The sequence below is a fragment of the Salinibacter sp. 10B genome, from assembly GCF_002954405.1.
GTDB lineage: Bacteria > Bacteroidota > Rhodothermia > Rhodothermales > Salinibacteraceae > Salinibacter.
Genome location: NZ_MQWC01000004.1, coordinates 3,209,736 through 3,222,062, shown reverse-complemented (window position 1 = coordinate 3,222,062; position 12,327 = coordinate 3,209,736). Strand labels below are relative to the sequence as shown.

The window sequence follows — 12,327 nt, the reverse complement described above, 5'->3', positions numbered from 1 at the left end:
ACTCTTTCATTCAACGATGCACTCCCATGAAGCGAATGCACGTCATGCTGCGCGTGAAGGACCTCGACACCGCCACGCGCTTCTACTCGACCCTCTTCGACGCCGCCCCTACCGTCCAGAAATCGGACTATGCCAAATGGATGCTCGACGATCCGCGGGTCAATTTCTCAGTCGCCGAAAAAGAGGAGGAGTTCGGCATTGAGCACCTGGGCATCCAGGCTGAGACGCCGGAAGAGCTCAACGAGCTTCGCGAGCGTATCGCCCGTGCCGATGGTGCCGTAACGGACGAAGGGGAAACAACCTGCTGCTACGCCAACTCCGACAAAACGTGGATCGTGGACGCACAGGAGGTGGCCTGGGAGGCCTTCCACACCAGCGGGGAAGCAGAAACGTACGCCGGCGAGGGTGTGACGGAATGCTGCCCGGACGAGGCGTAACACGTGTTCGGCCCCGTTCCGCAAAACACACGACGGCGGACCATCCGACAGACCGCTTCCAGTCCAACGGAAACGTCGTCTTCGGGCTGCACCGAATGCCGTATTTCACGGCGTCCGGTCTGTCGTCCGCCGTCGGTTTGAACAGCACGGAGGCCAGCACGTGCGCTAGTCCACCAACTCCGCCCAGCGCCCGAAGACGGTCCGCGCCCTGGACCGGAGCTCCTTTTCATACGTCATGACGGCGCGGCGGATGACAGCCCCGTCACGTCCCTCCTCGGCCAACTCATCCTGGAAGGCCGTCGTCATCCAGGCCACCGTTTTCGGCGTGACCTCCAGGTGAAAGAGCAGACCGTAGGCAGAATCGCCATAGCGAAAGGCCTGATGCTCCGTCTGCGGCGTGCGGGCCAAGTGCGTCGCGCCGTCGGGCAGCGAAAAGAGATCGCCGTGCCAGTGAAATGCGACAAACGGATCCTCCAGGCCCTGAAACAGCGGATCGTCGGCCGCGGCGCCGGTGAGCGTCACCTCGTCCCATCCGATCTCCTTCTGCCGCCCCGTTCGCACCTCGGCCCCGAGGACGTGGGCCAGCAGTTGACTGCCGAGACAGACGCTCAGCACGGGCCGATCGTCCTGCAGCGCCTGCTCTATGAGGTTGAGCTCTGCCTGCAGGTGCGGATGGTCGTGACGGTCGGCCACACCCATCGGCCCGCCCATCACCACCAGCCCGTCAGCGTCGAGGGTGCCCGGGACCGGCTCGTCCCGAAACAGACGCACGGTGCGATGCGACACGTCATGGGTGTCGAGCGCCTCAGCAATGGTTGCGGGGGGGCTCGGGACGGACGTGCTGAAGGATGAGAATGTCGGGCATAAGAGACTGTCGGGACGGACGAAGCAACGAAGATCGGGCGAGTGCTTTGGCGCAAGAATAAACAGGGCGGCGCGAAGTTGGGATGCGTGAATGGGAAAACGACAGCACGCTCTCGTTCCGATTGCACTCCCATCGGCAAGAAACGGCCTCCGAGTGCACACAAGTGTAACGATGCCAATGGGTTTTTCCCCGAACGGAATCGGGGACGCACACCAGCAGTTGAATGTTCGTTCCCAAATTACTTTCACACTTCACGAATCACTTCTCATCGCCATGAAAGCCGTTTTGAACGATGCCGTGATTGCCGAGAGCGACGACACCGTCGTCGTGGAAGGCAACCACTACTTCCCGCCGGAGTCGCTCAACGAAACGTATCTGAAGCCAAGCGACCATCGGACGACCTGCCCGTGGAAGGGAGAAGCCCACTACTACACCGTGGTCGCAGGGGGAGATGAGAAAACAAATGCGGCCTGGTACTATCCGGATCCGCACGACGAGGCGTCTCAAATCAAGGATCACGTGGCATTCTACACCTCGCAGATCGAAGTGACAGAAGAGACCGCAGCGTAACAATTCCTCCTCACATCCCCGTGCCCGAGTCTGCGTCCGCATACCGCGTCCGTGTTCACGACGGAGCGGAATGGCATGAGATCGAGGCAAAGTCCGGCGCCAACCTCCGGCGAGTACTGCTCAAAAATGACCTGTCCCCCTACACCCGGTGGACGGAATCCGTTCACTGCGGGGGGCGAGGGCTCTGTGCCACCTGCGGCGTCCGCCTGGAGTCCCCGCCAGCGCCCGTACACTGGCACGACCGACTCGCGGCCCGGTACGGCTATCCTCGCCTCTCCTGCCAAATCACCATTGATCGTCCCCTGACCGTGTACCTTCTTCCCCAAAAGCGCGTGTGGGGAGACCGGAACCCGTGATGCCCTCGTCCCATCCGGAACGCCTCCACGACGCCCCCGGTAGAGGGCCGTTCCCATTCATGTGCACAGGACTGCCTCTCCCAATGCCTGATTCCGCCGTTGCTTCCTCCGCGAAGACCGATACCTATAGGGATGCCCGTCGTCGTATCGACGCCCTGCTCGACAGCGAAACGGACTGGATTGCGGCAATGGCCACGGTCGCGTGCGAGCTCCACCACTCGTTCGACTACTACGACTGGACCGGCTTCTACCGAGCGGTCTCGGACGATCATCTCATCGTGGGGCCGTACCAGGGGCCGCACGGCTGCCTCCACATTGACTTTGATCGGGGGGTGTGCGGGGCCGCGGCCCGGACGCGCGAGACGCAGCTTTGGCCCGATGTGTCCGACGCGCCGGACCACATTGCCTGCCAGTCGTCGACACAGTCGGAAGTCGTGGTGCCGATCGTGACGCCATCCGACCGCCTCCTGGCCGTCCTCGACGTCGACTCCGATACCGTCGGCGCCTTCGACGACACCGACCGGGAGCACTTGGAGCGCCTCTGCGCGGATCTCGGTGAGCAGTTTGAGGAGACGGAGGTGTTGTAGTGACTCGCGAGGCGTGAACCGCGACTCGGGACTCTGAGGCGCCCGATCCTAGAGATCACGTATCCCGCTTCACGTCCTCACGCCTCCCGAACCGTCGAACCCGGGCACCTTGTTATCTGGATCATTTCCCCCTTGCCGAATGAGCAACGTACCCTGGATTCTGAAGATGGCGTGGCGCGACAGTCGCGGCAGCCGGCAGCGCCTCGCGCTCTACCTCTCGGCCATGGTGCTGGGCGTCGCTGCGCTCGTCGCCATTCGCGGCTTCGGCGACAACATGAGCCGCACGGTCGATCAGGAAGCGAAGACGCTCCTCGGGGCCGACCTTCGATTGGAGTCTGAGCAACCGTTCGACGACTCGACGGAGGTGATGATCGACTCGATCGGCGGCACACAGTCGCGACGCATCTCCTTCGGATCGATGGCCGTCTTTCCCAAGAACGGCGGCACGCGCCTCACGGCGGTACGGGCCGTCGAGGGCGGCTTTCCGTTCTACGGCGCCCTGATTACGCAGCCCGACAGTGCCTCGCAGGTCTACCAGACGGGCCGCCGAGCACTCGTATCCGGCACCCTCCTGAACCAGTTCGACGCGCAGGTGGGAGACTCCGTCCGCATCGGGCGCGTGTCGTACCAAATCGCAGGCGAGATCCAACAAGCCCCGGGCGAATCGTCCTTTAGCTCCGCCGCCCGCCCCCCGATTTACATCCCGAAGACCGAACTCGACACGAGTCTTTTGAGTCGGGGGAGCCTGGCCGAATACGAGGTCTACTTCAAGTTCGAAGACGACCGTGACGTAAGCCAGCTCGTGAGTGACATCGAGCCGTTTGCGGAGCGGCGGGACCTCGACACCGACACCGTGGAGGAAGAGGCGGAGGACTGGCGCGAGGGCCTCGGCAACCTGTATCGCTTCCTGAGCCTCGTGGGCTTTGTGGCGCTCCTGCTGGGCAGCCTCGGCGTGGCAAGTGCCGTGCACGTGTACGTGCGGCAGCGCCTCGGCTCGATTGCGGTCCTGCGCTGCCTGGGCGCCTCGGCCGGACGCACGTTCCGCATCTATCTCGCCCAGGCAGGCGTGCTCGGCCTGCTCGGTGCCGGCACCGGAAGCCTGATCGGCATCGGGCTTCAGGCCTTCGTGCCTCGTCTGCTGGCCGACTTCCTTCCCTTCGACGTAAGTTTCTCCATTTCCTGGGTGGCGGTGGGCCTCGGCCTAGGCGTTGGCCTCGGGGTCACCCTCCTCTTTGCACTGTGGCCGCTGCTGGAGGTGCGGGGCGTCTCGCCCATGCGCGCCCTCCGCACAGACGTGGACCCGACGACGGGCGGCTGGTGCGACCCGGCGCGGTGGGCGGTCGCGATCCTCATTGCAGCGGGGGTGACCGGCGTGTCGCTTCTGCAGGCCCCCTCGTGGGAAATTGGACTCGGCTACGCAGGGGGTGTGGCGGGCGTCTTCGGCGTGCTGGCGCTCGTGTCCTGGGGCATCGTAACGGGCGTGCAGCGCTTCTTTCCGAGCTCCTGGCCGTACCCATGGCGGCAAGGCCTGGCAAACCTGTACCGCCCGCAGAACCAAACGACGGTGCTGATGCTGGCGCTCGGCCTCGGCACCTTCCTCATCGTGACGCTCTTCCTCGTCCAACAAACCCTCCTGGAGCAGATCAAGGTGACCGGCGGCAAAGGACAGCCCAACCTCGTGCTCTTCGACGTGCAGAACGACCAGGCCGACGGCGTGAAGGACATCGTCAAGGGCGCCGGCCTTCCACTAATGGCCGACGAGCCCATCGTCACAATGCGAATGCACAGCGTAAACGGCCGCACCATCAAACAAATCCGGCAGGACACGACCCGGCGCGTCGACTGGGCACACGAGCGCGAGTACCGCGTCACCTACCGCGACCACCTTACCAGCAGCGAGACGCTCGTCGAGGGGGAGTTTGTGGGAGAGGTCGACGGCAACCCGATACAATCGGGAGCGGCTGTACCCATCTCGCTGGAGCAGGAGATCGCGCGCGAGGACCTGAACGTGAGCATTGGGGATACGCTGACATTCGACGTGCAGGGCCGCCTCGTGACCACCTACGTGTCCAGCATCCGCCAAGTCGATTGGCAGCGCATTGGTACGAATTACTTTGTGGTCTTTCCGGAGGGAGTGCTGGAAGCCGCGCCGCAGATGCACGTCATCCTGAGCCGCTCCGAAAACGACGAGGCCTCCGCCCAGGTGCAGCGGCAGGTCGTGCAGAAGTACCCCAACGTCTCCGCCATCGATCTCTCGCTCGTCCTCTCCACCTTCCGCGACCTCTTCGGACGTCTGTCGTACGTGATCCGCTTCATGGCCCTCTTCAGCATCGTCACCGGGCTCATCGTGCTGGCGGGCGCGGTGGTCGTGAGCCGATACCAGCGGGCCGAAGAGAGTGTGTTGTTGAAAACGCTTGGCGCCTCCCGCAAGACGGTGCTGAAGATCATGACGGTCGAATACCTGTTTCTCGGCGTCTTTGCGGCGGCTACCGGCATTGTGCTGGCCCTCGCGGCGGCGTGGAGCCTGTCCTACTTCGTCTTCGAGGGGCCGTTTGTGGTGGCCCCGTGGGCGCTCGCCGGTGCGTTCGTCACGGTGACCCTTCTCACCATCGGCATCGGTCTCTTCAACAGCCGCGGCCTGTACGATCGTCCCCCGATGGACGTGCTGCGGGCAGAAGTATAATGCCCTCTCCGCGCTCGTCGGGAATTGTAGCCCCCCCGATAGCGACCCAGCCTCTCGATCGTCCTACCGGATGACCTTGCTCTTTTGAAACTGACGCCAGCAGGCGGCCCGGACGTGGCCCAGGGCGTTGGACGAACCGGAGGCAGCGGTTGGTATGGAGGAGAGTGAATGGCTAGTATCTTTAATTGACCTGATGGACGAGATGTCTTATGATTTATACAAGCAGCCGCCGATCCACAGAACGTGTCATCTTCGGGATTATGCCGACCCGATCGGGATATCGCTCCCTTCATTCTGTGTATCCTCTTGGAAATGAGAGACCTACCCGCTCCCCCGCGTCGTGTTATGCCGAACGGTGACCTTCCTCTGCCGTAATAGAGGATGCGTTGCTCATGTCCTAGTAGCTCAGAGCCATGCCGAAAACTGTGGAGGCTATCGTCGCCGAAGATGGATCCATCCAGCTCCCGGACTCGATTTCTTTGAAGAAAGAACAGCGGGTGCTCGTAACGATCCTTGAGGAGACCGACGAAGAGAATCAAGATTTCGAGGCTGACTCCAGCGCGGGGGAGACCGCGCTGCTAAGTGAGAAGGCCCTCGCTGAAGATTGGACTCGTGAAGAGGAGGATGATGCATGGAAGCACCTTCAGCCGGATCAGTAGTCCTGATTCCGTTTCCATTTTCGGATTTATCGGAGTCGAAACTACGTCCAGCTGTGGTGCTGGCGGAAATTAGTCGGGATGACTTCGTGCTCTGTCAGGTGACGAGCAATCCGTACGCGGATCCGAATGCCGTCGAGCTCACGGATGAGGAGTTTGCAGAAGGAAGCTTGAAGTGAGTAAGCTACGCTCGGCCTGGGAAGCTTTTCACCGCCAATCTTCAGTTGTTTGAGGGAGAGGCGGGAGTACTCAAGAAGGAACCGAGAACAGAAATTGTCGAACAGGTCGTTCGGTTGCTCCGCTCCGGAAGTTGGTAAGCGAGCTATGCATAACGACCACTTCACCTGAACCCGGGCTGATGCCGCTCTATCAACTAACTACTCTACGCCTATAAATTGGAAACGTATCTTTCTTTTCATTGGTCTCACATTCGTCGCCACATTCATTGCAGGGTTTGTACCCGGCGTCATCCGTGGCTTTTACAGTGCCAGCGGCAGCGTTCCTCCGAGTTGGACACCAATTCTCAAGAGTGGTCTCGTCGTACTCGGGATCTTTCTTGTATTTTTCCAGCTGGGCCGTGTACAGCAAGATCGCCCCTGGAAGCACGCTGCATTTGTTTGGCTAAGTTCAGCAGTTCTCTCGTTCCTGAATTTTTTTCTTGACCAAGGGATTGGCCAATTTCTGGTCGGTATTACAACCTCCGCCATCATGGCAGCCACTGGAATGGGAGTCGGGCTTTGGAGACAACCAGAGTTTGACAAGAGAACCACTGAATCGCTGGCATAACACGGCCGCTCTTATTACGCTAAGGTCAAGCGGTAGGGCCTTATTTGATCTGCCCCCTCAAACCGCGACTTCTACGTTTCGTATGTACAGACTCCAACTCCTTGCCGTGCTCACAACGGCGCTCATCACAGTGAGCACCACACAGGCAGTGGGGCAGTCTCCCCCGAACTCAGCAACCCCAGATTCAACATTTCAGGCGTTTGCGACCGATCTCGACTCGCTTCGGCAGGGAAATCGCATCCCCGGTCTAGCGGCGGCCGTCGTGAAAGACCGCAAGATCGCCTGGATGAGTGGCTATGGTAGTGCCCACTTCGACACCGACGACGGTGCCCCGGACGTGTCCGTCACGCCCGACACGCCCTTCTGGATCGCCTCCCTCACGAAGACCTTTGTAGGCCTTCTCTTCTTGCAGCTGGACGCGGACGGCATCGTCGATCTGGAGAATCGCATCAGCGACATGCCGAAATGGAGGGACTTCTGTACGTGGCTGGCACAGTCCGGTATTGTCTTCGGACGCGACCTCCGCTGCGATGTGCCGATCACACTCCGGAACGTGCTGCATCACCGGGTCAACGGCACGCCGGGGACCCGCTTCCTCTACAATCCGATCATGGACTCGCGGCTCTCTCGCTACGTCGAGCACGTGTACGGCCACCCGATTAGCGCTGCGGAAGGGCGACACAACACGATGGCCCAGCTGGTTCAGAAGCGCATTCTAGAACCGGCGGGAATGACCCGTACGATGGCGAGCCTGTGGCAACGCGAAAAGGCGGATGTCTTCTTCGACATGGCACAGGGCTACGGCCTCCAAGATGGCGACTATGTCCAGCGGAGACAACCCGAGCGACATCTCGCTGGTGGGGCGGGCATCGTGTCGACTGTTCGTGACCTCGCTCGCTACGACGTGGCACTTGACACCGGTACCCTCGCCTCCGACTCAGTCATGAACACACTGTTCGATCCGCCAAACCAATCGGACGGAACGGAATCCCCATACGCGTTCGGCTGGTACGTGCAGGATTACCGCGGCAAGCGGCTGGTTTGGCATGGAGGCTGGGACGAGGAAGCTGGATTTTCGGCGCTCTATCTGAAGGTGCCGGACCGCAAATTGACCTTGATTCTACTGGCCAACAGCGAGGTCCTCCATTGGGGCAACCCGCTCGACCGGGCAGCAGTCGAGCAGTCGCCGTTTGCGCAGATATTTCTAAACCGATTCGTGTTCGGAGGAAAAGGACCTCAAAAGTAGAGGGGTTGCAAATACAAATCTGCTGTATAACCCTATTGCAGCCGACGACGAGCTATTGTCGCTCTCATGCCCCCTAGTCTCTCGACCATAGAATGGTTCGGACGCCGGACCTTTGTGGGGAAAAGCCGCAGATTGCAGGACATCGCATTCGACGCTCGAGAAAACACGTCGTCCTCGTGACCCACGAGGACGTTTTTCTGCGACGGGAGATGATCCGGTTCGAGAACGAGATGAATGGCCCATCCCACTTTGGCATCACGCCCTTCCTCCGACAAGAGTCGTTCCGTCCGAATTTGCTCCCATCGGGGGTACACCGGTCTTCGGTATCGAGTATCAATTCTCGTGTACCGGGTACGTTGCAGCCGGGCTACTGCCCCACGAACAGGAGACGTATCCCCGGACGCGGCGTAATCTGGAGCGCTGGCGCAGGCAGGTGGTATCGATTCAGGAGATCGCCGGTCGTGCGTCCGAGCCAGGATCCTCGCGGGATAATCTTGCGCCAGTCAACATCCACACTAATGTGAGTCGAGAGGTAAGCGTCCGGATCCGGGTACTCCTCCCACTTGTTCAGCGACACGCCGGCCGAGATCTGAAGCCACCGGGGCCAGTATGGTTGCGCCGACGCCGGCAGGAGATCCCAGACGCGCATGCTCACCCAGTAGACGTGCCCCGAATAGTCGTTCGTGAAAGGGGTGATGTCCTTCGATTTGTTGAGCGGAGGCGCGTTGGGGTGCCAGTACGAAAGTCGAACGTCAAACCGCCGAAGGGCCGGCACGCGCTCGTGGGCGTAGAACCAGCTTACCCCCAGCACATTGGCGATCTGGTCGTACACGTCGAAGCCCCACTGGGCGTTGAAGCCGTCGTGGATCTCCACGTTGGTCTGCCCGGCGAGGCTCAAGAGGGATCCCGCAAGCGCCGCCTTCGACGACGACACGCCTGCCCACTCCAGGAGCCGTGCATTCGTCATGGCCTGAATTTCGGCTCCATAGAAGTGGGCCATCTTGTCGAGACCGTGGGCATACTCGAGCTTGCTGTCGAAGTGAAAGCCCACCGTTTGTTGGGACCACCACTTTTTACGTTCAATCACATACTGACTAACGTAGGACGTCGTGAGTATCCCTGAGACGAGAGTAACCCGTCCCCACCGAACGCCGGACGAAGAAGCGGACGACACGGGGGGAAGTTCGATAGCCAACGACGACGGCGCGAGGGCCCGAACCGGAATCGACGGGTGAACCGAAACTGGGGCCGCCTCCGGGACGCGCCCTTCTTCTGGGGCCACCTGCTGCGCCTGCACAGAGAAGACGAAAAGGAGACTGCCCCCAACGGCAAGCACTACGCTCCCGACGAGATAGAAAAAGAAACGACGGGGCCTGACGAACATCCGATGGAGGAAAACCGAAGTCACGCTGGGACTGCAAAGACGAAAAGAGACAATGACGACAGCCGCTTAAAGGGAGGAGGCCAAAACTCATTTTTAAGGCTTGACCTAAGAAATAGCGGCCTTCCAACGAGAGGAAATTTTTGAAGATCCGTGTCCCCCAAACGTTCGTGCCTCCACTCCAGCAACACACGTCCCCCTTCCCATTCACATACGCGAACAGATTCAGCACTCGGTTTCGAATGACCGTTCGGGCGGACCTTTCGTCTTCGTGGGCGCCTATCTCTACACTGTATGCAAATGTCTGGAGCTGAACAATTCCTTACCGGGGGAAACAGAGCCCCAAGCACCCTGCGGGCAACACGTCGTGAAATGTTTTCCCTTAGTAACGTTGCCCACCGGTAACACATCGGGAGAACCACACCTCCAGTCCCATTCATTGCGGCGTCGAGGTGCATTTGTAATGATGTGTTTATGCACGTCCGTATCGAACGCCCGACGCATTGATCGGCACCTCATTTGCGGCACGTGAGCGAGCGATGGTCGGCCCTCGTCCTGTGCACCAGTATTGTTCTCTTCCAACAGTTTTCCTCTCTCAACGGCATGGAGTCCTCCACGTACTCAAACGCGCCTGATCTTGAAGACACCAGCAAACGGCAGGCGGCTCTGCGGCGCTACCACATCCTTGATACCGCCCCTGAGAAGAATTTCGATCGCATCACGAGCCTCGTGGCGAAGGTGTGCGACGTCTCAACCGCCCTCATCACGCTCATCGACGACGAGCGCCAATGGTTCAAGTCGTGCTTCGGCTTCGACGCCCGCGAGACCGACATCGGAGTCTCCTTTTGCGTCCACGCTGTGCACCAGGGCGAGATGCTCGTCGTTGAGGACGCAACGAAGGACCCGCGGTTCAAGGATAACCCGATCGTGACGGGCCCCCCGCACATTCGCTTCTATGCTGGTGCCCCGCTCACAACCCCGGAGGGTGTCCACATCGGTACGCTCTGCATCATCGACTACGAGGCACAACCCTTCGACGCCTCCCAGCGCGAAATTCTTGAACGGCTGGCGGACGTGGTGGTGAATCAGTTCGAGCTGCGCAGTGCAGAAGCGCAGGTACGGCAGCTGGTAAATGAGAATCCGCAGCCGATGTACGTCTATTCCGAGAGCGACGGCTCTCTGATGTACGTCAACGAGGCTGCCCGTGACACATACGGCTATGACAAGTCCGACTTCGCCTCGATGACCGCCGACACCCTGGAGGCCCCACCGGAGGACCAGCCGTCCTCTGCCGACCTGTCGATGCACAAGCGAGCGGACGGCTCCTTCTTTCCCGTGCAGCTCCGGGAGCATGAGGTGCTCTTCGACGGGCAGGCTGCCCGGCTGGCCGCCCCGCAGTCCGTCTCCCAGCGGCACGATTCCGACAGTACCGTCTTCTTTCAAACCGACTTGGAGGGCAACACGCAGTCCTTGAGTGGCGAATGGGAGGCCGCGACGGGCTTCTCCGTCTCGGATACCATCGGGCGTCCGCTTACCAGCTTCGTCCACCCACTCGACCGGTCGGCAACCAGCGAAGCCTTCTCGGCGCTTCTGGCGGCAGACACGGACGTGTGCCAGCACGAAGCCAGCTTCCTCACCAATCAGGGCGAGCAGAAATTTGAGCTACACGCTCGACTGATGCGGGACGACACCGGCAGTCCGTCCGGCGTGGCGGGAACCCTCACCCCCATTCTGGACGAGGATACAGCGCCCGAGCCGGAATCGACGTCTCCTGCCTCTGCCTCCTCTGCTGAGGCGGACACCTCCGACGACATCCCCGTTGAGTCGTCCTCAGCGGAGCCCGCCCCCTCCGACGAGGCCGAATTTCCCCCTGAGGAGCCCTCGCCCGAGGCAGCGTCTCCGTCGCCTGCAGCCCAAGCAGAGGAGGAAGAAGAGGAGGACGAGAACGAAGGTGCGGAGGCAGCCGACGCGCCGGCGCACGATGCCGATGATTCAACAGAGACCTCCAGTGCGAAAAACGAGAGCGCTCCGGCCGCTGAATCCAACGCGAACGACGCCTCGGCCGACTCGTCCGCCCCCGACGAGGCCTACGACGTCTTCTCTCCCAGCCTGCCGACCTTTTCCGACGAGGGCTTCGAAGATCCAGTCCCGACCGACGCAGACGACGGATCCGACTCCGTGTCGGATGCCGAGTCGACCTCGGACCCGGCGGCCTCCAACGCTCTGGCGACGAACATGGAGGAGTCCGGAGACGCCATCGATCTCACTCCGGAACCGTTCGACCTCGTGACGCATCTCCATGCCGTCTTGGACCGGCATGAAGGAGACACGCAGTCCGTAGAGCTCCGGCGCACCCTGCCGGACACGTCGGTGCCGGTGCGCCACGATCCGTCGGCCGTCGAAACGATTGTTGACGCTCTTCTCGCCAATGCCCTGACCCACACGGAGACGGGAACCATCACGGTAAAGGCCGAAGCTGGCGAGGACGAGGTGGCCTTGCACGTAATCGATACAGGCTCGGAGGTGGAAGAGCGATTTATGGAAGTGTACCTGGATGAGGCGTCGGGCCCAGAAGCCTCCGGGCTCCATCGCATTCACCAGCTTGCCGGTCACATGGAAGGCACACTGGACATGAAAAATGGGGAGCACGGCACCCACTTTACCCTCACCCTTCCGCGCTCGTCGGTATCGAACGGAAACGGCCAGTCCTCCCTCCTGCCCTCGGACGGATGAGCCGCGCCCCCGTCCCTGCTCGTCCCG

The 12,327-nt window shown here is 61.0% G+C and carries 10 protein-coding genes; 8 read left to right on the top strand and 2 right to left on the bottom strand.

Features of this window, described 5'->3' with window-relative positions; translation table 11 throughout:
- The first annotated feature begins 26 nt into the window (after positions 1 to 26).
- Entirely contained in the window at positions 27 to 437 is a 411-nt protein-coding gene (locus BSZ35_RS13110) for an ArsI/CadI family heavy metal resistance metalloenzyme (protein ID WP_105013837.1), read from the top strand.
- A 165-nt stretch (positions 438 to 602) separates the two neighbouring features.
- Here the strand turns inward: BSZ35_RS13110 and BSZ35_RS13105 are convergent, their stop codons facing one another.
- A complete protein-coding gene (locus BSZ35_RS13105; protein WP_105012867.1) occupies positions 603 to 1,223 on the bottom strand; it encodes a gamma-glutamyl-gamma-aminobutyrate hydrolase family protein in 621 nt (206 codons plus the stop codon).
- A gap of 352 nt (positions 1,224 to 1,575) precedes the next feature.
- Between BSZ35_RS13105 and BSZ35_RS13100 the strand changes: the two genes are divergently transcribed.
- From BSZ35_RS13100 to BSZ35_RS13070, 6 genes are all read left to right on the top strand, one after another.
- Positions 1,576 to 1,872, top strand: coding sequence for a DUF427 domain-containing protein (locus tag BSZ35_RS13100; protein ID WP_105013836.1), 297 nt, complete (start codon positions 1,576 to 1,578; stop codon positions 1,870 to 1,872).
- A 20-nt stretch (positions 1,873 to 1,892) separates the two neighbouring features.
- The gene (locus BSZ35_RS13095; protein ID WP_105012866.1) at positions 1,893 to 2,228 is read left to right on the top strand and encodes a 2Fe-2S iron-sulfur cluster-binding protein; all 336 of its coding nucleotides are present in this window, start codon (positions 1,893 to 1,895) and stop codon (positions 2,226 to 2,228) included.
- 83 nt (positions 2,229 to 2,311) lie between these two features.
- Positions 2,312 to 2,815, top strand: coding sequence for a GAF domain-containing protein (locus BSZ35_RS13090; protein ID WP_258096321.1), 504 nt, complete (start codon positions 2,312 to 2,314; stop codon positions 2,813 to 2,815).
- A 139-nt stretch (positions 2,816 to 2,954) separates the two neighbouring features.
- Complete coding sequence (locus BSZ35_RS13085; protein ID WP_105012864.1) at positions 2,955 to 5,498, top strand: FtsX-like permease family protein; 2,544 nt, start codon at positions 2,955 to 2,957, stop codon at positions 5,496 to 5,498.
- 413 nt (positions 5,499 to 5,911) lie between these two features.
- Positions 5,912 to 6,157, top strand: coding sequence for a hypothetical protein (locus BSZ35_RS13080; RefSeq protein ID WP_105012863.1), 246 nt, complete (start codon positions 5,912 to 5,914; stop codon positions 6,155 to 6,157).
- 865 nt (positions 6,158 to 7,022) lie between these two features.
- Entirely contained in the window at positions 7,023 to 8,186 is a 1,164-nt protein-coding gene (locus BSZ35_RS13070) for a serine hydrolase domain-containing protein (RefSeq protein ID WP_105012862.1), read from the top strand.
- Positions 8,187 to 8,553: 367 nt separating this feature from the next.
- On the opposite strand, the gene BSZ35_RS13065 is transcribed toward BSZ35_RS13070, so the two are convergent.
- Complete coding sequence (locus tag BSZ35_RS13065) at positions 8,554 to 9,594, bottom strand: DUF2279 domain-containing protein (RefSeq protein WP_146110092.1); 1,041 nt, start codon at positions 9,592 to 9,594, stop codon at positions 8,554 to 8,556.
- A 501-nt stretch (positions 9,595 to 10,095) separates the two neighbouring features.
- Here BSZ35_RS13065 and BSZ35_RS20060 point away from each other — a divergent pair.
- Positions 10,096 to 12,300, top strand: coding sequence for a GAF domain-containing protein (locus tag BSZ35_RS20060; protein ID WP_146110091.1), 2,205 nt, complete (start codon positions 10,096 to 10,098; stop codon positions 12,298 to 12,300).
- The last annotated feature ends 27 nt before the right edge of the window (positions 12,301 to 12,327 follow it).